The 20,715-nt window shown below is 70.8% G+C and carries 19 protein-coding genes; 11 read left to right on the forward strand and 8 right to left on the reverse strand.

Features of this window, described 5'->3' with window-relative positions; genetic code table 11:
• Nucleotides 1–12: 12 nt before the first annotated feature.
• Nucleotides 13–1,095, forward strand: a complete 1,083-nt coding sequence (locus OG452_RS28805; RefSeq protein ID WP_327298477.1) for a Zn-dependent alcohol dehydrogenase — start codon at nucleotides 13–15, stop codon at nucleotides 1,093–1,095.
• 69 nt (nucleotides 1,096–1,164) lie between these two features.
• On the opposite strand, the gene OG452_RS28810 is transcribed toward OG452_RS28805, so the two are convergent.
• Nucleotides 1,165–1,821: a TetR/AcrR family transcriptional regulator gene (locus OG452_RS28810; RefSeq protein WP_327298478.1), complete on the reverse strand. Its 657-nt coding sequence runs from the start codon at nucleotides 1,819–1,821 to the stop codon at nucleotides 1,165–1,167.
• Between the two features lie 114 nt (nucleotides 1,822–1,935).
• On the opposite strand from OG452_RS28810, the gene OG452_RS28815 reads away from it, so the two are divergent.
• The 3 genes from OG452_RS28815 to OG452_RS28825 all read left to right on the forward strand — a co-directional run bounded on the left by OG452_RS28815 (nucleotide 1,936) and on the right by OG452_RS28825 (nucleotide 4,199).
• The gene (locus OG452_RS28815) at nucleotides 1,936–3,093 is read left to right on the forward strand and encodes an acyl-CoA dehydrogenase family protein (protein WP_327298479.1); all 1,158 of its coding nucleotides are present in this window, start codon (nucleotides 1,936–1,938) and stop codon (nucleotides 3,091–3,093) included.
• An 85-nt stretch (nucleotides 3,094–3,178) separates the two neighbouring features.
• Entirely contained in the window at nucleotides 3,179–3,466 is a 288-nt protein-coding gene (locus tag OG452_RS28820; protein ID WP_266858548.1) for a YiaA/YiaB family inner membrane protein, read from the forward strand.
• A gap of 109 nt (nucleotides 3,467–3,575) precedes the next feature.
• Nucleotides 3,576–4,199 carry a TetR/AcrR family transcriptional regulator gene (locus tag OG452_RS28825; protein WP_327298480.1) on the forward strand — a complete coding sequence of 208 codons (624 nt, stop codon included), beginning with the start codon at nucleotides 3,576–3,578 and terminating at the stop codon, nucleotides 4,197–4,199.
• A gap of 72 nt (nucleotides 4,200–4,271) precedes the next feature.
• Here OG452_RS28825 and OG452_RS28830 read toward each other — a convergent pair whose 3' ends face one another.
• On the reverse strand, nucleotides 4,272–4,733 hold the full coding sequence (locus tag OG452_RS28830) for a MaoC family dehydratase (RefSeq protein WP_327298481.1): 462 nt from the start codon (nucleotides 4,731–4,733) through the stop codon (nucleotides 4,272–4,274).
• Nucleotides 4,734–4,906: 173 nt separating this feature from the next.
• Here OG452_RS28830 and soxR point away from each other — a divergent pair, with 173 nt between their 5' ends.
• The gene (gene soxR / locus OG452_RS28835) at nucleotides 4,907–5,401 is read left to right on the forward strand and encodes a redox-sensitive transcriptional activator SoxR (RefSeq protein ID WP_327298482.1); all 495 of its coding nucleotides are present in this window, start codon (nucleotides 4,907–4,909) and stop codon (nucleotides 5,399–5,401) included.
• A 28-nt stretch (nucleotides 5,402–5,429) separates the two neighbouring features.
• Here soxR and OG452_RS28840 read toward each other — a convergent pair whose 3' ends face one another.
• The gene (locus tag OG452_RS28840) at nucleotides 5,430–6,041 is read right to left on the reverse strand and encodes a hypothetical protein (RefSeq protein ID WP_327298483.1); all 612 of its coding nucleotides are present in this window, start codon (nucleotides 6,039–6,041) and stop codon (nucleotides 5,430–5,432) included.
• Between the two features lie 214 nt (nucleotides 6,042–6,255).
• Here OG452_RS28840 and OG452_RS28845 point away from each other — a divergent pair, with 214 nt between their 5' ends.
• Complete coding sequence (locus OG452_RS28845; protein ID WP_327298484.1) at nucleotides 6,256–9,033, forward strand: penicillin acylase family protein; 2,778 nt, start codon at nucleotides 6,256–6,258, stop codon at nucleotides 9,031–9,033.
• 64 nt (nucleotides 9,034–9,097) lie between these two features.
• Here the strand turns inward: OG452_RS28845 and OG452_RS28850 are convergent, their stop codons facing one another.
• Nucleotides 9,098–10,348, reverse strand: coding sequence for an exo-beta-N-acetylmuramidase NamZ family protein (locus tag OG452_RS28850; protein WP_327298485.1), 1,251 nt, complete (start codon nucleotides 10,346–10,348; stop codon nucleotides 9,098–9,100).
• Nucleotides 10,349–10,466: 118 nt separating this feature from the next.
• On the opposite strand from OG452_RS28850, the gene OG452_RS28855 reads away from it, so the two are divergent.
• The 3 genes from OG452_RS28855 to OG452_RS28865 all read left to right on the forward strand — a co-directional run bounded on the left by OG452_RS28855 (nucleotide 10,467) and on the right by OG452_RS28865 (nucleotide 13,616).
• A complete protein-coding gene (locus OG452_RS28855) occupies nucleotides 10,467–11,228 on the forward strand; it encodes an SDR family oxidoreductase (protein WP_327298486.1) in 762 nt (253 codons plus the stop codon).
• Nucleotides 11,225–12,895, forward strand: a complete 1,671-nt coding sequence (locus OG452_RS28860; protein WP_327298487.1) for a class I adenylate-forming enzyme family protein — start codon at nucleotides 11,225–11,227, stop codon at nucleotides 12,893–12,895. Before OG452_RS28855 ends, OG452_RS28860 begins: the two co-directional genes overlap by 4 nt.
• Nucleotides 12,896–13,019: 124 nt before the next feature.
• Entirely contained in the window at nucleotides 13,020–13,616 is a 597-nt protein-coding gene (locus tag OG452_RS28865; protein ID WP_327298488.1) for a TetR/AcrR family transcriptional regulator, read from the forward strand.
• 141 nt (nucleotides 13,617–13,757) lie between these two features.
• Here OG452_RS28865 and OG452_RS28870 read toward each other — a convergent pair whose 3' ends face one another.
• Entirely contained in the window at nucleotides 13,758–14,972 is a 1,215-nt protein-coding gene (locus tag OG452_RS28870) for an acyl-CoA dehydrogenase family protein (RefSeq protein WP_327298489.1), read from the reverse strand.
• 7 nt (nucleotides 14,973–14,979) lie between these two features.
• Nucleotides 14,980–16,002 (reverse strand): phosphotransferase family protein, encoded by a 1,023-nt coding sequence (locus OG452_RS28875; RefSeq protein WP_327298490.1) that lies wholly within the window; start codon nucleotides 16,000–16,002, stop codon nucleotides 14,980–14,982.
• A gap of 336 nt (nucleotides 16,003–16,338) precedes the next feature.
• On the opposite strand from OG452_RS28875, the gene OG452_RS28880 reads away from it, so the two are divergent.
• Nucleotides 16,339–17,274, forward strand: a complete 936-nt coding sequence (locus OG452_RS28880; protein WP_327298491.1) for an NADP-dependent oxidoreductase — start codon at nucleotides 16,339–16,341, stop codon at nucleotides 17,272–17,274.
• A gap of 112 nt (nucleotides 17,275–17,386) precedes the next feature.
• On the opposite strand, the gene OG452_RS28885 is transcribed toward OG452_RS28880, so the two are convergent.
• A complete protein-coding gene (locus OG452_RS28885; protein ID WP_327298492.1) occupies nucleotides 17,387–17,950 on the reverse strand; it encodes an NUDIX domain-containing protein in 564 nt (187 codons plus the stop codon).
• Entirely contained in the window at nucleotides 17,947–18,834 is an 888-nt protein-coding gene (locus OG452_RS28890) for a DMT family transporter (protein WP_327298493.1), read from the reverse strand. The genes OG452_RS28885 and OG452_RS28890 overlap by 4 nt, the downstream gene beginning before the upstream one ends.
• Nucleotides 18,835–18,993: 159 nt before the next feature.
• Between OG452_RS28890 and OG452_RS28895 the strand changes: the two genes are divergently transcribed.
• Nucleotides 18,994–20,667, forward strand: coding sequence for an FAD-binding dehydrogenase (locus OG452_RS28895; protein WP_327298494.1), 1,674 nt, complete (start codon nucleotides 18,994–18,996; stop codon nucleotides 20,665–20,667).
• The last annotated feature ends 48 nt before the right edge of the window (nucleotides 20,668–20,715 follow it).

Raw genomic sequence — 20,715 nt, forward strand, 5'->3', positions numbered from 1 at the left:
GGAGTACCGCACATGGTCCGCGCAGCCGTCCTGTCCGCCGTCGGTTCCCCTCTGGAGGTCACCGGCATCGAACTGCCCGAGCCCGGCCCCGGCCAGGTCCGGGTCCGTCTCGCCGCAGCCGGGGTCTGTCACTCCGACCTCTCCCTGGCGAACGGCACCATGCGGGTGCCGGTCCCCGCGGTCCTCGGCCACGAGGGTGCGGGCACCGTCGTCTCCGTGGGCGAGGGCGTCACCCATGTCGCCCCCGGTGCCGGTGTCGTCCTCAACTGGGCCCCGTCCTGCGGGACATGCCATGCCTGCTCGCTGGGCGAGGTGTGGCTCTGCGCGGACGCGCTGTCGGGGGCCGGCCGCATCCACGCCCGTACCGCCGACGGCACCGAGCTGCATCCCGGCCTGAACGTCGCGGCGTTCGCCGAGGAGACGGTCGTCGCCGCGAACTGCGTCCTGCCGGTGCCCGACGGTATTCCGCTCACCGACGCGGCGCTGCTGGGCTGTGCGGTCCTCACCGGGTACGGCGCCGTGCACCACTCGTCGCGGGTCCGCGCGGGGGAGACGGTCGCGGTCTTCGGGGCGGGCGGGGTCGGCCTCGCGACGCTGCAGTCCGCGCGGATCGCGGGTGCGTCGGCGATCATCGCGGTGGACGTCTCCCCGGCGAAGGAGGAACTCGCGCGGGCCGCCGGTGCCACCGAGTTCGTGGTGGCGTCCGAAACGACGGCCAAGGACATCCGCCGGCTGACGGGCGGCCACGGCGTGGACGCCGCGGTCGAGTGCGTGGGCCGCGCGGCGACGATCCGTACGGCCTGGGAGTCGACGCGGCGCGGCGGCCGCACGACGGTGGTCGGCATCGGAGGCAAGGACCAGCAGGTCACCTTCAACGCCCTGGAACTCTTCCACTGGGGCCGTACGCTCTCCGGCTGCGTCTACGGCAACTCCGACCCGGCGCAGGACCTCCCCGTGCTCGCCGGGCACATCAGGGCGGGCCGGCTCGACGTCGGGTCGATGGTGACAGAGCGCATCGGCCTGGAGGGGATTCCCGGGGCGTTCGAGAACATGCTGGCGGGCAAGGGCGGACGGGCGCTGGTGGTCTTCGAGTAGGCCCGTCGGGCGCCGGGACGGTGTCCCGAGCGGTTCCGGACGGCAGCCGACATACGCGCACCGGGTGCGTCAGCTGCCGTCCGCGACCGGCCGGACGGCCTCGAACTGCAGCGCCAGGCCGTCCACCAGGGCCCTGAGGCCGGTCTCGAAGGCCCCGTTGTCGACCTTCTGCCGGCGGTCGGCGAGCAGATGCGCCTGCCCGAGGTGCGGATAGTCGGCGGGGTCGTAGGCGGCCTCGTCGTCCACGAAGCCCCGCGCGAACGAGCCGAGCGCCGAGCCGGTGATGAAGTACCGCATCAGCGCCCCGATGTACGTCGCCTGTGCGGGCGGCCATCCGGCGCGGACCATCGCGCCGAAGACCGCGTCGGCCACCCGCAGCCCCGCCGGGCGCCTTCCGGGGCCGCGGGCCAGCACCGGGACGATGTTGGGGTGGTCGCTGAGGGCCTCCCGGTAGGAAACGGCCCAGTCGTGCAGCGCGGTGCGCCAGTCGCGGCCGTCGGCCTCGTCGAACATCGACAGGTCGATCTGCGCCGAGACGGCGTCGGCGACCGCTTCGAGGATCTCGTCCTTGGTGCGGAAGTGGTTGTACAGCGAGGGCCCGCTGACCCCCAGCTCGGCGGCGAGCCGGCGGGTGGAGACGGCGGCGAGCCCCTCGGAGTCCACGAGCGCGCTCGCGGCGGTGACGATGCGCTCCCTGCTGAGGAGGGGCTTGCGTGGGCGGGCCATGGCGCACATAGTAGGGCCTGTCACCCAGAAACTAGCAGTGCTAATTTAACTTGATCCGGTCGCCGGGCTGTCCGGCTGATCCGGGTGATCCGGCTGATCAAAAAGAGGTGCGCCATGAATCTGGAGCTCAGTGAGGAGCAGACCGCTGTACGGCGGCTCGCCGAGGACTTCGTCGCTCGGGAGATCACACCGCACGTCATCGAGTGGGACCGGGCGGAGAGCGTCGACCGCTCCGTGGCGCGCAAGCTCGGCGCGCTGGGCTTCCTCGGGCTCACCGTGCCCGAGGAGTACGGCGGCTCCGGCGGCGACCACCTCTCGTACTGCCTGGTCACCGAGGAACTCGGCCGCGGGGACTCGTCGGTGCGCGGCATCGTCTCGGTCTCGCTGGGTCTGGTCGCCAAGACCATCGCGCACTGGGGCGACGAGGAGCAGAAGCAGCGCTGGCTGCCCGGTCTCACCTCCGGCGAGCTCATCGGCTGTTTCGGCCTCACGGAGCCCGGCACCGGCTCCGACGCGGTCAACCTGACGACGAAGGCAGTCCGGGACGGTGAGACCGGTGACTACCTCGTCAACGGCTCCAAGATGTTCATCACCAACGGCACCTGGGCCGATGTGGTTCTCCTGTTCGCCCGTTCCACCGACGCCCCGGGCCACCGGGGGATCTCGGCGTTCCTGGTCCCCACCGACACCCCGGGGCTCACCCGCCGTACCGTCCACGGCAAGCTCGGGCTGCGCGGCCAGGCGACGGCCGAGCTGGTCTTCGAGGATGTACGGGTCCCGGCTTCGGCGATGCTGGCGCCCGAGGGCAAGGGTTTCTCGGTCGCCATGTCGGCGCTGGCCAAGGGGCGGATGTCGGTCGCCGCCGGCTGTGTGGGCATCGCGCAGGCGGCGCTCGACTGCGCCGTGAAGTACGCGACCGAGCGCGAGCAGTTCGGCAGGACGATCGCCCACCACCAGCTCATCCAGGAACTGATCACCGACATCTCGGTGGACGTGGACGCGGCCCGGCTGCTCACCTGGCGGGTCGCCGACCTGATCGACCGCGGCGAGCCCTTCGCCACCGAGTCGTCCAAGGCGAAACTCTTCGCGTCGGAGGCCGCCGTACGGGCCGCGAACAACGCGCTCCAGGTCTTCGGCGGCTACGGGTACATCGACGAGTACCCGGCGGGGAAGCTGCTGCGCGACGCCCGGGTGATGACGCTGTACGAGGGCACCAGCCAGATCCAGAAGCTGGTCATCGGCCGTGCGCTCACCGGGGTTTCCGCCTTCTGAACCGCCGTCGGCCGCATGGGATGAGTACCCGCGCTGAGTAGCTGTGCGGATGTGGCCGGTGCCGCATCCGCATGATGCTGTCCCCATGAGTGACACACCGGTCAGACAGCAGAACACCGCCGCCTACTACGGCCAGGCCGTCGCATCCTTCGCCGTCGCACTGGCGGCCATGGCCCTTGGCATCCTCAACCTGGACGTCAACGTCTGGGTGCGGGCCTTCCTCGGGCTCGGTCTCCTCTATCTCACGACATCCGCCTTCACTCTCGCCAAGGTCATCAGGGACCGCCAGGAGGCCGGCCAGATCGTGACCAGGGTCGACCAGGCCCGGCTGGAGAAGCTGCTCGCCGAGCACGACCCGTTCCAGAAGCTCTGACAGCCGCCGCAAGCTCCGGCAGCCGCCGGGTGTTCTAAGCGCTTGCTCACCCTCGGGGTATGGTGTGCGTCCTGCAGCGGCGCTGCGTCATGGGCGGAAGGGGCGAGCAATGAGCACGGCGGAGGAGACGGCGGGCGGCGACGAGCCGTGGGCGGAGGTCAGCCCTGAGGCCGCCAGGCGGCTGCTCGTCGCCGCGGTCGAGGCCTTCGCCGAGCGCGGCTACCACGCGACGACGACCCGCGACATCGCGGGCCGCGCCGGCATGAGCCCGGCCGCCCTCTACATCCACTACAAGACCAAGGAAGAGCTGCTCCACCGGATCAGCCGGATCGGCCACGAGAAGGCCCTGGAGATCCTGGAGACGGCGGCCGACGGCCCGGGCACGCCCGCCGAACGGCTCGCTGCCGCCGTCCGCTCTTTCGTCCGCTGGCACGCCGGGCACCACATGACGGCCCGTGTCGTCCAGTACGAACTCGACGCGCTCGGCGCCGAACACCGCACCGAGATCGTCGGGCTCCGCAAGCGCAGCGACGAGGCCGTCCGCCGCATCATCGACGACGGTGTGCTGACGGGGGAGTTCGACGTCCCGTATGTCGCCGGGACCGCGCTGGCGGTGCTGTCGCTCTGCATCGACGTGTCGCGCTGGTTCAACGTGGAGGGACGCAGCACGCCCGACGAGGTCGGCGTGTTCTACGCCGACCTCGTCCTGCGGATGGTCTCCGCCCGCGAGTAGCCCAGGCTCAGCGGAACGAAAAATGGCCCGCCGCCGCGGTGATGCAGTGGTGCGGCAGCTCAGCGGCCTGGGTCAGAAGTAGTAGCGGGAGACCGACTCCGCCACGCACACCGGCTTGTCGCCGCCCTCGCGCTCCACCGTGACGGCGGCCGTCACCTGCACGCCCCCGCCCGCCTCGGACACGTCCGTGAGGACCGCCGTGGCGCGCAGCCGGGAGCCCACCGGCACCGTGGCCGGGAAACGCACCTTGTCGGTGCCGTAGTTGATGCCCATCTTCATCCCCTCGACCCGCATGATCTGCGGGACCAGTGTGGGCAGCAGGGACAGGGTCAGATAGCCGTGCGCGATGGTCGTGCCGAACGGTCCCGCCGCGGCCTTCGCCGGGTCGACATGGATCCACTGGTGATCGCCCGTGGCGTCCGCGAAGAGATCGATCCGCTTCTGGTCGATCTCCAGCCAGTCGCTCGGCCCCAGCTGATCGCCGATCCCGGCGCGCAGCTCATCGGCGGATGTGAAGATCCTCGGCTCTGCCATGCGTGATCCTGCCTTTCCCAACAGTCCCGGCGGCCGGCGGTGTCCGGCGGCCCCAGTGAAGTGTCCAAGCGCTTGCTCAGCATTGTCGGGTGCGCCCGTCCCTGTCAACGACCGGCCTCACCGCCGGCCGTTGGCAGAGACCGTTGAGAGAGGCGGGCAGTAGGCTTCGCGGAGTGCCGCACATTCCAGAGACGATCCAGGAGCTCACGGTCGGCCAGCTCTCCGCGCGGAGTGGCGCCGCCGTCTCCGCCCTGCACTTCTACGAGAGCAAGGGCCTGATCACCAGCCGCAGGACCAGCGGCAACCAGCGCCGCTACACCCGGGAGGCACTGCGCCGTGTGGCCTTCGTCCGCGCGGCGCAGCGGGTGGGCATCCCGCTCGCCACGATCAGAAGCGCGCTCGCCGAGCTGCCCGACGAGCGCACGCCCAACCGCGAGGACTGGGCGCGCCTCTCCGCCGCCTGGCGCTCCGAGCTCGACGGGCGCATCGCCCAGCTCGCCCGCATCCGCGACCATCTCACCGACTGCATCGGCTGCGGCTGCCTGTCCCTTGAGAACTGCATCCTGTCCAACCCGCACGACATGTACGGCGAACGCATGACCGGTTCCAGGCTGCTCCCCGGTCCGCCGGATCCTGCCGGTCCGGCTCCGGAGAGCGGGACCGGCTGACGGCTTCGCCGGTCACCCGGCCCGGTTCTCAGGCCGCCGATGCCATGGGCGAGTGCCGGGCGCTCCTCGCGCGGGCCAGCGCGGTTGAGGTGAGGACCGGCTGCGGTACGAGGATCCCGCAGCGGCTGCAGACCGGGCCCGACCACGGCTCCCGGCCGCCTCGTGAGGTCCAGGTGATCGTCTTCTCGGTACATACCGGGCAGGCGCCGGCCGGGTCGGCCCTGAGGGCGGAAATCAGCCGCTGAAGAACCTCCGCCAGGGGCCGGGACGGGTGCACGGCGGGGTCACCGCACCAGGCCACACCGCAGCCGCCCCAGGTGCGCCGGTGCCAGTCGTCGAAGGTGCCGGGACGCCGTATCCCGTCGTGCTTCTCCCGCTTGCGCCGCTCCGCGAACTCCGCCTCGTAGGCGAGCCAGACGGTCCGCGCCGCTTCCAGTTCGTCGAGCGCGGCCACCAGCCGCGCCGGATCCGGGGCCCGGTCCTCGGGCCCGATGTGATGTCTGGCACACAGATGATCCCAGGTCGCCCTGTGTCCGTACGGGGCAAACCTCTCCAGGCACTTGCGCAGCGAATACCGCCGCAGAGCAAGGTCGTGGTGGGGATCGCGCACCTGTCTCGCGAGACTCCGGAAACCGGCCATCGCACTGCCACCTCCGTCGCTGAATACTCCTGCGTCAGTGAATGGACGTACGGCTACCCGATCCGGCTCCATCGAATTCCCGATGGGTGCCATCACCGATGCGACCGCTCCCGCACCTGTGTGGTGATTCGGAAAAGGTGACGCATGTTCACCTTACTGACGGGTTACCTCGCCAGTAACGTCCGTCTCATCGGCTTCCCCCTCAGGAGCATTCATGCGACGACGCACCGGAAAGCTCAGAACCGCCATCGCCGTAGCGGTGTTCGCACTCGGCGCCGGCCTCATCACACCCGCCCCGCAGGCGACCGCCTCGGCCGCGGACCCCGTCACCGACTACTGCAAGAGCCAGTGCAACGACATCCTGCCGCCAGGCGAGAACGGCAACGCCACCCTCGCCCAGATCCTCGCGCACCGTGCGCTGGGCACCCGTCCCGAACACAGCGCCGACCAGCTCGGACCGTACGACGCGCTGCCCGCCGGGGCCCCTTCGCTCACCGACTCCACCCTCAACAAGTTCTTCAACGACGCCTCGTTCGGCGTCCCCGACGACCAGGTCGCCTCGGTCACCAAGCCGCGCGACGACGTCAGCATCACCCGGGACAAGAAGACCGGCGTGCCCCACATCAAGGGGACCACGCGCTACGGAACCGAGTTCGGCGCCGGATACGCGGCGGGCCAGGACCGGCTCTGGCTGATGGACCTCTTCCGGCACATCGGCCGCGGCGAGCTCACCTCCTTCGCCGGCGGCGCGCCCGCCAACCAGGGCCTGGAGCAGGAGTTCTGGCCGATGGCGCCGTACACCGAACAGGACCTCCAGGACCAGGCCGACCGGATAGCGGCCCAGGGCCCGCGCGGCAAGCAGGCCATGGACGACGCGCAGGCGTACGTCGACGGCATCAACGCCTACCGGCAGAAGTCGAAGGACGGCCGCTACTTCCCCGGCGAGTACGTCCTCACCGGGAAGATCAACGCGATCACCAACGCCGGTGAGATCGAACCGTTCAAGATCACCGACATGATCGCGCTCGCCTCGGTCGTCGGCGGGCTCTTCGGCGGCGGTGGTGGCGGCGAGGTCCAGGCCGCGCTGTCGCTGCTCTCGGCCCAGCAGAAGTACGGCGTCACCGAGGGCAGCAAGGTCTGGGAGTCGTTCCGGGAGCGCAATGACCCGGAGGCGACCCTCACCGTCCACGACGGCACCAGCTTCCCGTACGCGGACAAACCCGCGGACCCCAAGGGCACCGCGATGCCGGACCCGGGCTCGGTGAAGGCCGAACCGCTGGTATACGACCGGACCGGCGGCGCCAGGACCGCGGCGAAGACCCCGGTCAAGGCTCCGGAGAAACTCAAGCCCATGCAGGGGATGTACGACAAGGGGGTGCTGCCCGCCGACCTGTTCAGCAGCAAGAAGGGCATGTCCAACGCCCTCGTCGTCTCGGGGCAGCACACCGCGAGCGGAAACCCCGTCGCCGTGTTCGGCCCGCAGACCGGGTACTTCCTGCCCCAGCTGCTGATGCTCCAGGAACTCCAGGGGCCCGGCATCAGCGCCCGCGGTGTCTCCTTCGCCGGTGTCGGCATGTACATCCAGCTGGGCCGCGGCCAGGACTACGCGTGGAGCGCCACGTCGGCGGGCCAGGACATCACCGACACCTACGCCGTGGAACTCTGCCAGGACGACACGCACTACCTCTTCCGGGGCGTCTGCACCCCGATGGAGAAGATGGAGCGGACCAACTCCTGGACGCCCACCGTCGCCGACTCCACAGCGGCCGGCTCCTACCGGATGCAGGTCTACCGCACCAAGTACGGCATCGTGACGCACCGCGCGACCGTCGGCGGCAAACCCGTCGCCTACACCTCGCTGCGCAGTACGTACGGCCATGAGGCCGACTCGATAGTCGGCTTCGAGATGATGAACGACCCCGGGTACGTGAAGGACGCCAAGACCTTCCAGCAGGCGGCCGGCCACATCGGCTACACCTTCAACTGGTTCTACGCCGACTCCCGCCAGGCCGCCTACTTCAACAGCGGTATGAACCCGGTGCGCGCGGCCGGGGTGGACGCCTCGCTGCCGGTCAAGGCCGAACCGGCCTACGAGTGGAAGGGCTTCGACCCCGACCACCACACCACCGACGTGACCCCGGCCACCGAGCACCCGCAGTCCGTGGGCCAGGACTACTACGTCTCCTGGAACAACAAACAGGCCAAGGACTACTCATCCGCCGGGTTCGGAAACGGCTCGGTGCACCGGGTCGACCTGCTCGGCGACCGGGTGGCGAAACTCGTCGCCAAGGGCGGTGTCACCCGTGCCGCACTGACCCGTGCCATGGCCGAGGCGGCCGTCACCGATCTGCGCGGCGAGGACGTCCTGCCCGAACTGCTCGACGTCGTACGGAGCAAGCCGGTCACCGACCCGGCGGAGGCCAAGGCCGTCGAGCAGCTGGAGGCATGGGTGGCCGACGGCGCCCAGCGCAAGGAGAACGCCCAGAGCTCGCACGTCTACACCCACCCGGACGCCGTGCGGATCATGGACGCCTGGTGGCCGCTGCTGGTGGAGGCCGAGTTCAAGCCGGGGCTCGGTGACGACCTCTACTCGGCGCTCACCGCCAACCTCTCCATCGACGAGTCGCCGTCGGCGGGCCACGGGCCCACCGGTGCCCACGCCGGATCCGCCTTCCAGTACGGCTGGTGGAGCTATGTCGACAAGGACATCCGTACGGTCCTGGGGCGCCCGGTGCAGGGCAAGCTGGGCAAGACGTACTGCGGTGGGGGAGACCTGAGCGCCTGCCGCGACGCACTGCTCTCGACCCTGGGCCGCGCCGCGGCCAAGACCCCGGCGCAGGTATACACCGGCGACGACAGCTGCGCCGCCGGTGACCAGTGGTGCTCGGACGCGATCATCCACCGGCCGCTGGGCGGGCTCAAGTTCTGGCCCATCCAGTGGCAGAACCGGCCCACGTACCAGCAGGTCGTGGAATTCCCCTCGCACCGGTAGACGGAGCAGGGGTACGGGGCCGCGGGCCGGAACGGGTAACTCCGTTCCGGCCCGCGGCGGTTGTTCAGCGGTACGTCAGATACCGTTCGCGGACGGCCCGGAAGGCGGCGAGTTCGCCCTGCCAGGCCGCCACCACCTCGTCCGTGTCCGCGCCCTTGTCGATCATGGTGCGGACCTGCGCGGACCCGGTCAGCTTGTCGATCCAGTCGTCGGATCGCCAGGCGAAACCGGACCAGACGCGCTTCGCCGTCACCAGCAGCCCGATGGCGGTCCGTACCGGGTCGAACGCCGAACGGTCCTGGACATGGAGCTGCACACCGCCCGCGGTCTTCCCCTCGAACTTGGAGAACACCGGCGCGAAGTACGCCTCGCGGAAGACGACCCCCGGCAGTTCGAGCGCGTTGGCCGCCTCGGCCCACCGCCGGTCGATCCCCTCGGCCCCCAGCAGCTCGAACGGCCTGGTGGTGCCCCGGCCCTCGGAGAGGTTCGTCCCCTCGAACAGGCAGGTCCCCGAGTAGACGAGCGCTGTGTCGGGCGTCGGCATGTTCGGGCTCGGCGGCACCCAGGGCAGCCCCGTCGCGTCGAAGAAGTCGCCGCGCCGCCAGCCGGACATCCGTACGGTCTCCAACTCGACCGGCTTCGGAAGGAATTCACCGTTGAAGAGCCGTGCCAGTTCCGTCACCGTCATTCCGTGCGCCTGGGAGACGGGCTGCCGCCCGACGAAGGTCGCGAACTCCTTGTGCAGCACCGGACCGAGCGCGGCCCGCCCGGTGACCGGGTTCGGCCGGTCCAGCACCACGAAGCGCAGGCCCGCCATCGCCGCGGCCTCCATGCAGTCGTACAGCGTCCAGATGTACGTGTAGAAGCGGGCCCCCACGTCCTGGATGTCGAAGACCACCGTGTCCACACCGGACTTGGTGAAGACGTCCGCGAGGGGCTGCCCGCTCCTGGTGTACGTGTCGTACACCGGCAGCCCGGTCGCCGGGTCGTCGTACCGCCCCTCCGAACCGCCCGCCTGCGCCGTGCCGCGGAACCCGTGCTCCGGGCCGAAGACGGCGGTGAGGTTCACGTTCCGGTCGGCGTGCATGACATCGACGATGTGCTGGACGTCCTGGGTGACCCCGGTCGGGTTGGTGACGATCCCGACGCGTTCCCCGTGGAGGAGGCCGTACCCGTCGGCGGCCAGCCGGTCGAATCCGGTACTCACCCGGGCGCGCTTCCCGTGCGCGGCGGCCGGCCGGGCCGCGGCCCCCACGGCTCCCAGCGCACCCACCGCCCCGCTCGCGGCCAGCAGTCCCCGTCTGGACAGGTTCATCGGGCTACCTCCATGATCTCGCCGAGTGTCATGGCCACGCAGGCTAACTCTCGCCCCTTCCCCTGCAACATACCGACTGGTTAGTCTGCTCGTGCATTCAACGGAGAGGCAGGTCCTGATGGGTACGGTCGAGGGCGCGGGTGTAGTGGTCACAGGGGCGGGCGGCGGTATCGGCGCGGCGCTGGCCCGGAGGTTCGCCGCGGAGGGGGCGCGTGTCGTCGTGAACGACCTGGACGGCGACAAGGCCCGTGCGGTGGCCGAGGGGATCGGCGCGACCGCGGTGCCGGGCGACGCGTCGACGATCGTGGACGCCGCCCGTGAAGCCCTCGGCGGACGCGTCGACGTCTACTGCGCCAACGCCGGTCTCGGCTCACCCGGCGACCCCTTCGCCGACGAGGGGGTGTGGGCCGCCGCCTGGGACGTCAACGTGATGGCCCATGTCCGCGCCGCCCGCGCGCTGCTGCCCGACTGGCTGGAGCGCGGGGAGGGCCGGTTCGTCTCCACCGTGTCCGCCGCCGGGCTGCTCACCATGATCGGCGCGGCGCCGTACAGCGTCACCAAGCACGGCGCGCTCGCCTTCGCCGAATGGCTCTCGCTCACGTACCGCCACCGCGGGCTGAAGGTCCACGCGATCTGCCCGCAGGGCGTACGGACCGACATGCTCACCTCGGCGGGGTCCGCGGGTGAACTGGTGCTCGCGCCGACGGCCATCGAGCCCGACGACGTCGCCGACGCGCTCTTCGCCGCCATCGCCGCCGACCGGTTCCTGGTGCTGCCGCACCCTGAGGTCGCCGGGTACTACCAGGCGCGGGCCGCGGAGCCCGACCGGTGGATCGGCGGGATGAACCACCTTCAGCAGAAGTGGGAGGCCGGGCGGTGAGCACCTCGATCTACGCCGCCAAGCCCTGGCTCGGCCTGCTCAGCGAGGCCCAGCGCCGCCCGGTGCACCCGCAGCCGAGTGTGGTGCACGCCTTCCGTGACGCCGTGGCCCGCGCACCCGAACACCCCGCCCTCGCCTACTTCGACGGGCGGCTCACCTACCGCGAGACCGACACGCTCTCCGACTCGGTCGCAGGACACCTCGCCGCCCGGGGCGTGGGCCGCGGTGACCGGGTCGCGGTCATGCTGCAGAACTCGCCGCACTTCGTGCTGGCGCTGCTCGGCGCCTGGAAAGCGGGCGCCACGGTCGTACCGCTCAATCCGATGTACAAATCGGCGGAGGTCGGCCACGCCCTGCGGGACGCCGGCGTCACGGTACTGGTCTGCTCCGACCGTGCCTGGGAGACGTATCTGCGGGAGGCCTCCCGCGCAGCAGGCTCCCCGCTGCGGTTCGCGCTGACCGCCTGCGAACGTGATCTGCAGAGCCGCGACGACGAACGGGTCCTCGGCTTCGAGCGGCTCCCGTGCCCCGCCGACACCGACGATCTGGTGGCGGTCGCCCGGCAGGGGCTCCCGGCCCCGGCGGACCGCGACCCGCGCGCAACCGACGTGGCGCTGATCAGCTATACGTCGGGCACCAGCGGGACTCCCAAGGGCGCGATGAACGCGCACGCCAACATCATGGTGAACGCCGAGCGCCAGCGCGCCGGCCACCCCGTCGCTGAGGGCTCGGCGTACTTCGCGCTCGCGCCGCTCTTCCACATCACCGGCATGGTCTGCGAACTCGCCGCGTGCGTCGCCAACGCTGGCACTCTCGTCCTCGCCTACCGCTTCCACCCCGGAGTGGTCCTCGACGCGTTCGCCGAGCACCGTCCCGCGTACACCGTCGGCCCCTCCACGGCTTTCATGGCGCTCGCGGCCGACCCGTCGGTCACCCCGGACCACTTCGCCTCCTTCAAGGTGATCTCGTCGGGCGGCGCACCGCTGCCGCCCGCGCTGGTGGAGGGCTTCCGCGAGCGGTTCGGCCCGTACATCCGCAACGGCTACGGGCTCACCGAGTGCACCGCCCCGTGCGCCTCGGTGCCGCCCGAGCGGGAGGCCCCGGTCGATCCGGTCTCGGGCACGCTCTCGGTCGGTGTGCCGGGGCCCGACACCGTGGTGAGGATCGTGGACGCCAACGGCGACGAGGTGCCCTTCGGGGAGCAGGGCGAGATCGTGGTGAGCGGGCCGCAGGTGGTCTCCGGCTATTGGGAGCGCCCGGAAGCCACCGCCGACACGTTCCCCGGCGGCGAGCTGCGCACCGGGGACATCGGCTTCATGGACCGGTACGGCTGGCTCTATGTCGTGGACCGGATGAAGGACATGATCAACGCCTCCGGTTTCAAGGTGTGGCCGCGCGAGGTCGAGGACGTCCTCTACACCCACCCCGCCGTACGGGAGGCCGCCGTGATCGGGGTCCCCGACCCCTACCGGGGCGAGACGGTCAAGGCGTATGTGAGCCTGCGGCCCACGGCGTCCGGGGCCGCGGCGACACCGGAGGAGCTGGCCGCCTACTGCAAGGAGCGGCTCGCCGCGTACAAGTACCCGCGCGAGGTCGAGATCCTGCCCGAGCTGCCGAAGACAACCAGTGGGAAGATCCTCAGACGGGAACTGCGTTCCCCCCAGTGAGCAGTGAGCAGTGAGCAGTGAACGGCGCAGGATCTCCGGGCGCGCACAGCACACCTGTGCACAGCCCGCGCGTAACGGCCCGCACAGGCACAACGAGTTCAAGGACGGACGGAAGGTGGCGGCGATGGCAGCCAGAACGACCGACGGGAACGGCGTCCCCGTCCCGCAGAGGCTGCTGGCCGCCGCCACCCGGCTGTTCGCCGAGCGCGGCTACGACCGGACCTCCGTTCAGGAGATCGTCGAGGCGGCGGGGGTCACCAAGGGTGCCCTCTACCACTACTTCGGCTCCAAGGAGGATCTGCTCCAGGAGATCTACTCCCGGGTGCTGAGGCTCCAGCAGGAGCGGCTCGACGCGTACGCGGACGCCGACGCGCCCGTCGAGGAGCGGCTGCGCGAGGCCGCGGCGGACGTCGTCGTCACGACCATCGACAATCTGGACGACGCGTCGATCTTCTTCCGCTCCATGCACCAGCTGAGCCCCGAGAAGAACAAGCAGGTACGGCTGGAGCGGCGCCGCTACCACGAGCGCTTCCGGGCGCTCGTGGAGGAGGGCCAGCGAACCGGGGTGTTCTCGACGGCCACCCCCGCGGATCTGGTGGTCGACTACCACTTCGGGTCCGTGCACCATCTGTCGACGTGGTACAGACCGGACGGCCCGCTGACCCCGCGCGAACTGGCCGAGCAGCTGGCCGATCTGCTGCTGAGGGCACTGCGGCCGTAACGGTGCGGCCGTAACGGGTGCGCCGTAGCCGGTTGCCCTGGGCGGACGTGCCCCGGCTCCACCCGGCCCAGCCCGCCCCCGCCGGGGACGCACCGCGCCCCGGCCTGGGCGGGCTGGGCCGCCCCCGCAATGTCCCGTCCGCTACAGGTACTTCTTCAGCTCGCGCCGAGCCAGGGACCGCTGATGCACTTCGTCCGGACCGTCGGCGAGCCTCAGTGTCCGTGCCCCGGCCCAGAGTTCGGCCAGCGGGAAGTCCTGGCTCACCCCGCCCGCGCCGTACAGCTGCACCGCGTTGTCGATGATGTCGATGACCGCGCGCGGCGTCGCGATCTTGATGGCCTGGATCTCCGTGTGCGCACCCCGGTTGCCCACCGTGTCCATCAGCCAGGCCGTCTTGAGCACCAGCAGCCGCAGCTGCTCCACGGTGACACGGGCGTCCGCGATCCAGTTCTGTACGACACCCTGCTGGGCCAGCGGCTTGCCGAACGCGGTGCGGGACACCGCCCGCCTGCACATCAGCTCGATGGCGCGCTCCGCCATACCGATCAGCCTCATGCAGTGGTGGATCCGGCCCGGCCCGAGGCGGGCCTGGGCGATGGCGAAACCGCCGCCCTCCTCACCGATCAGGTTCGACGCGGGAACGCGGACGTTGTCGAAAACCAGCTCGGCGTGGCCGCCGTGGGAGTGGTCCTCGTAGCCGTACACCTGCATGGCGCGGCGGACTTCGAGTCCCGGGGTGCCGCGCGGGACCAGGATCATCGACTGCTGGCGGCGGGCGTCGGCGCCGTCCGGGTCGGTCTTCCCCATCACGATGAAGATCTTGCAGTCGGGGTTCATCGCCCCGGAGATGTACCACTTGCGGCCGTTGATGACGTACTCGTCGCCCTCGCGCGTGATACGGGTCTCGATGTTCGTCGCGTCGGACGAGGCGACCTCCGGCTCCGTCATGGCGAAGCCCGACCTGATCTCACCGGCGAGCAGCGGCTCCAGCCACTGCTTCTTCTGCTGCTCGGTGGCGAACTGGAACAGCACCTCCATATTGCCCGTGTCGGGGGCCGCGCAGTTCAGCGCGGTGGGTGCCAGATGCGGTGAGCGCCCGGTGATCTCGGCCAGCGGCGCGTACTGAAGGTTGGTCAGCCCCGCGCCGTACTCCGCATCCGGCAGGAAGAGATTCCACAGGCCCTGGCGGCGCGCCTCGGCCTTCAGATCGCCGACCACTGCCGGGGTGTCCCAGGGGGAGGCGAGTCGCGCGCGCTGTTCGTGGGCGACGGCCTCGGCGGGCAGGACGTGCTCGTCCATGAAGGCGAGGAGCTTGCCGCGCAGCTCTTCGGTGCGCGCGTCGAATGCGAAGTCCATGGGGTGTTCAGCCTTCCTGGAGGGTGGTGAGACCGTGCTCGATGAAGACGGGGACCAGTGAGCCGATCCGGTCGAAACCGGCTCCGACGGTCTGGCCGAGGGTGTAGCGGTAGTGGATTCCTTCGAGGATCACGGCGAGCTTGAACCAGGCGAACGCCGTGTACCAGGCGATGGCGGAGGTGTCCCGGCCCGAGCGGGCCGCGTAGCGCTCGACCAGCTCGGCGGGCGAGGGGTGGCCCGCCGCACCGCTCGTGGTGGAGACCGGTGACTCGGGGAGGTCCAGATCGGAGCTGTACATCACGAGCAGCCCCAGGTCGGTGAGCGGATCGCCGAGCGTCGACATCTCCCAGTCCAGGATCGCGTTGATCCTGTCGTCGTCACCGAGCAGGACGTTGTCCAGCCGGTAGTCGCCGTGCACGATGGTGGGAGCCGGGGAGCGGGGCAGGTCGCGCCCGAGTGTGGCGTGCAGTTCGTCGATGCCGGCCAGTTCGCGGTTGCGCGAGGCGTCGAGCTGCTTGCCCCAGCGGCGCAGCTGCCGGTCGAGGAAGCCCTCGGGGCGCCCGAAGTCCGCAAGACCCACCGCCTCCTGATCCACGGCGTGCAGATCCACGAGCGTGTCGACCAGCCCGAGCACCGCCGCACGGGTCCGCTCGGCGCCGAGGGGCGCCAGCTGGGCGGCCGTACGGTACGGGGTGCCCTCGACGAACTCCATGACGTAGAACGGCGATCCGATGACCGACTCGTCCTCGCACAGCAGCACGGGGGCGGGCACCGGAACCCCCGTAGGGTGCAGCGCGCTGATCACCCGGTGCTCGCGCTTCATGTCGTGCGCGGTGGCGAGGACATGGCCCAGCGGGGGCCGGCGTACGACCCACCGGCCGGCCCCGTCGGTCACGGTGTACGTCAGATTCGACCGGCCGCCCTCGATCAGCCGTGCGCTGAGCGGTCCGCTCACCAGGCCGGGCCGCACCCGGTCGAGATGACCGCGCAGCGCCTCGGGGTCGATTCCCGGTGGGTGGACTGTGCTCATGGGGCACCTCCGTGTGTAGGGGCGGACCGTCCGGGTGGACCGTCGCGCTGATGTCTGCTGGAACGCTCGCGGTAACGTCTGCGCCCATCATGCCGACCAGTCGGTATGCCGTCCACCCCCGGCCCGTTTCCGGCAGCCGGTGCGCGGTCGGCACCTCTGTGGTCGGCACCTCTGCCAGGTCGGAACCTCCGTGCGGTCGTCACATCTCTGATACACCGCCCGGTCGCTCCCGGTTCCCGTCCGGCCCTTCCCGTTCCCGCCCGGCCGGTACCGCCGCCCTCCCGTTTGCACGGGGTCCGGTTGCGCGAGGCGGGGCCTGACCAGAGGCTCGTAAGCATGAAGGCGATCAGCTACAGCCGTTACGGCGGCCCCGAGGTCCTGGAGTACGGCGAGCGCCCCGAGCCCAAGGTCGGGCCCGACTCCGTGCTGGTGAAAGTACGCGCGGCAGCGGTCAACCCGGTCGATGCGCACGCCCGCGAGGGGCACCTCGACGCGGCTCTCGACGCCGTCTTCCCGGTCGTGCCCGGCTGGGACGTCTCCGGTGTGGTGGTGCAGCCGGGGGCGGCCGTGACCGAGTTCGCCGTCGGGGACGAGGTCATGGGGTACGTACGGGAGGACTTCCTCTCACGCGGAACCTTCGCCGAGTACGTGGCGGCCCCGGTGCGCACCCTGGCCCGCAAGCCGCTGCGGCTGAGTTTCGAGGAGGCCGCCGGGCTGCCGCTGACCGGACTCACCGCCTACCAGGCCCTGCGCGCGCTCGAAATCCGGTCCGACGACACCGTCCTCGTGCACGCGGCGGCGGGCGGTGTCGGCTCGATGGCCGTACAGCTCGCCCTGCACTCGGGAGCACGGGTGATCGGCACCGCGAGCAGCCACAACCACGACCACCTGCGCACGCTGGGCGCGGAACCGGTGGCCTACGGCGACGGGCTCGCCGACCAGGTGCGGGCCCTGGCGCCCGACGGGGTGGACGCGGTCCTCGACACGGTCGGCGGCGACACCTTGCGGCTGTCGGCGAACCTGCTCGCCCCGGAGGGCAGGCTCGCGTCCATCGTGGACGACGACGTCGTCGAGTTCGGCGGCCGCTATGTCTTCGTACGGCCCGACCCCCTCGATCTGCATGTCCTGGGCGAACTGGCCGACCAGGGGGAGATCACGGTCCACGTCGACCGGGTCCTCCCGCTGGAGCAGGCGGCCGAGGCACAGCGGCTCAACTCCGAGGGCCACACCCGCGGCAAGATCGTCGTCACGGTGGACTGGGACGCGGCCTGACCCGGACCCGCACCGGATGCCTCCGTGGACCGGCCGACCACGGCCCTCCCGCCGACATGCCGACAGCCGCCACGCGAAGCGCCGACACCGCGGGCGGAGGTCCCGGCCGCCGTCACCCCGGGTGCGGAGCGGTTAGCCGGCGGTACGCGGCGAGGCCGTCGGGGACCCACTCCCAGGTGCCGATACGGAGTGCCAGCTCCTGGTCGGTGAGGAAGCCGTGCCAGGCGACCTCCTCCACCTGCGGGTTCACCGGAAGCGTGCAGCGCACCTCGTACACCCAGGACCACCAGCCCTGCCCGGCGCCCTCGTACAGGAACTTGAAGAGCGGTACGGGCGCGGGCAGCCCCGACACGCCCAGCTCCTCCTCGGCCTCCCGCAGCGCCGCCGCGTCGTAGGACTCGCCCGCGCCGACCACCCCGCCGACGAACATGTCGTACAGCGAGGGGAAGACCAGCTTCACCGGTGTGCGCCGGTGGACGAAGATGCGGTCGTCGGCGTCCCGGGTGAGGACGAAGACACAGCGGTGCCGCAGCCCCTTCGCGTACACCTCGCCCCGCGGGGCCTGCCCGGTCACCCGGTCGGACGCGTCGACCACATCGAGGATCTCGTCGGCGGGGCAGGCGGGGCAGGCGGGGGAGGCGGGGGGCTCGGGGGGTACGGGGTTCGCGGCCGTCATGCGGCCATCTTCTCGCGCGGCGTCCGCGTGGAACCGGAGGGCATCGCCGGATGCCGCCCCAGCAGGACGATCCCCACGACGATCGCCGCGAGCCCCGCCGCCTCCCAGGCCAGGGCCCCGGTGTCGGTACGCAGCTGGTCGCCGAGGAAACCCACGCCGCACGCGATGCCAGCGAGCGGCTGCGCCGCGGTGAGCGCGGGCAGCGAACTGCGCAGCGGCGCGGCCTCGAAGGCGCTCTGCACCAGGACCAGGCCGGTCACCCCCAGCACGATCACGGCGTACGGCTCCCAGCCCGTCACCAGCGCCGGCCAGCCGCCGTGCTCCAGATGCTGGCCGCTGACCCGGGTCAGTGCATCCTGGAGCCCGTACAGCAGACCCGCGCCGAGTGCGAGGAGCGCGGGCCCCACGGTCAGCCGGGTCCGTTTGGCGCAGACCGCCAGGAGCATCGCGGTACCGGCCACCACGCCGATGATCAGCCAGTGCCGCAGCTCGTTCACCGATGCGGCACCTGCCTTCGGCTGGCCCGCCAGGATGAAGGCCGCGACTCCGCCCGCCAGCAGTGCGAGACCGCCCCAGCCCTGCCGTCCCAGCGGCTGACCTGTCTGGTGCCGGGAGAGTGCCATGGCGAAGAGCAGGTTCGTCGCGAGCAGCGGTTCGACCAGCGAGATCTCGCCGTGTCCGAGCGCCAGGGCCCCCAGCACCATGCCGCAGACCATCAGCGCGATGCCGCCCAGCCAGAGTGGCACCCGCACCAGGTCCAGCAGCAGCCGGAAGGAGAGGAAGTCCTTCATCGGGGCGTGCCGGGCCGCTCTCTGCTGTAGCACGAAACCGAAGCCGAGGCAGCAGGCCGCGGCCACCGAGAGCGCGACGACGAGTACCGACACGTGATCAACCTCAAGACCGGCCAGAAGGGGCGGGGTCCTGGCGACGATAGCGCCTGGGAGTGCACCTGTACCCGTTGAGTGCCCCGAACGGGACGGTTGACGCAGCTTCGGGACGAACTGAAGATGTGACCCACAAGTAACCTGGCAGGGATGGGGCTCATGGCGGACGACGCTGACGTGATCGTGATCGGGGCCGGGCTGGCCGGTCTGGTGGCCACCGCCGAGCTGGTGGACGCGGGGAAGAAGGTGATCCTCCTCGACCAGGAGCCCGAGCAGTCGGCGGGCGGGCAGGCCCACTGGTCCTTCGGCGGTCTCTTCTTCGTCGACTCGCCCGAACAGCGGCGCTTCCGCATCAAGGACAGCCGCGAGCTGGCGATGCAGGACTGGCTGGGCACCGCCGGTTTCGACCGGCCGGAGGACCACTGGCCGCGGCAGTGGGCCGAGGCGTACGTGGACTTCGCGTCGGGCGAGAAGCGGGCCTGGCTGCACGCCCAGGGGATGCGGTTCTTCCCGGTCGTCGGCTGGGCGGAGCGCGGCGGGTACGACGCGACCGGCCACGGCAACTCCGTACCGCGCTTCCACATCACCTGGGGGACCGGACCCGGTGTCGTCGCGCCCTTCGAAGGCCGGGTGCGGGAGGGCGTGGCGCGCGGCCTGGTGCAGCTCAGGTTCCGCCACCGGGTCACCGGCCTCGCCCGCAGCGCCGGCGCCGTTGACACGGTGACCGGTGAGGTGCTGGAGGCGAGCGGGGCCGAGCGGGGCACCGCCAGCAGCCGCGCGGTCACCGGCGAGTTCACCTACCGGGCGCAAGCGGTCATCGTCACCTCCGGCGGGATCGGCGGCAACCACGACCTCGTACGGGCCCAGTGGCCCGAGCGGCTCGGCACCCCGCCCGCGCACATGCTGTCGGGGGTACCCGCCCATGTGGACGGACTGATGCTGGGCATCACGGAGGCCGCGGGCGGCAGCCAGATCAACCGGGACCGGATGTGGCACTACACCGAGGGCATCCAGAACTGGAACCCGATCTGGGCGAAGCACGGCATCCGCATCCTGCCGGGGCCCTCGTCGCTCTGGTTCGACGCACGCGGCAAACGCCTGCCGGTGCCGCTCTTCCCCGGCTTCGACACGCTGGGCACGCTCGACCACATCATGAAGTCGGGCCACGACTACACCTGGTTCGTCCTCGACCAGCGCATCATCGGCAAGGAGTTCGCCCTCTCGGGCTCAGAACAGAACCCGGACCTGACCGGGAAGTCCGTCCGCGACGTCATTGGACGGGCGCGGGCCGACGTACCCCCGCCGGTGAAGGCGTTCATGGACAACGGCGCGGACTTCGTCGTCGAGAGGGGCCTGGCGTCACTGGTGCGGGGGATGAACAAGCTCACCGGGCAGCCGCTGATCGACGAGGCCGGGCTGCGCCGGGAGATCGTCGCCCGCGACCGGGAGATCAGCAACCCCTTCACCAAGGACCTCCAGGTGATGGCGGTCCGCGGCGCCCGGAAGTATCTGGGCGACAAACTCATCCGTACGGCCGCTCCGCACCGCATCCTGGACCCCGCGGCGGGTCCGCTGATCGCGGTGAAACTGCACATCCTGACGCGCAAGTCGCTGGGCGGTCTGGAGACGGACCTGTCGTCCCGGGTCCTGGCGGAGCCGGCCGGCGGTACGGACAGGGGCGCGCCCGTACCCGGTCTGTACGCGGCGGGGGAGGCGGCCGGGTTCGGCGGTGGCGGGGTGCACGGCTACCGATCGCTGGAAGGCACGTTCCTGGGCGGCTGCATCTACTCGGGGCGGGTCGCCGGGCGGGCAGCGGCCCGGGCGGTGGGGTAGCCCGGTCGGCGGGGCTTGCGGCGCCGTGAGCCAGGCAGAGGGGCAGAG

Origin of the sequence: Streptomyces sp. NBC_01197, from assembly GCF_036010505.1 — a bacterium.
Lineage (GTDB): Bacteria > Actinomycetota > Actinomycetes > Streptomycetales > Streptomycetaceae > Streptomyces.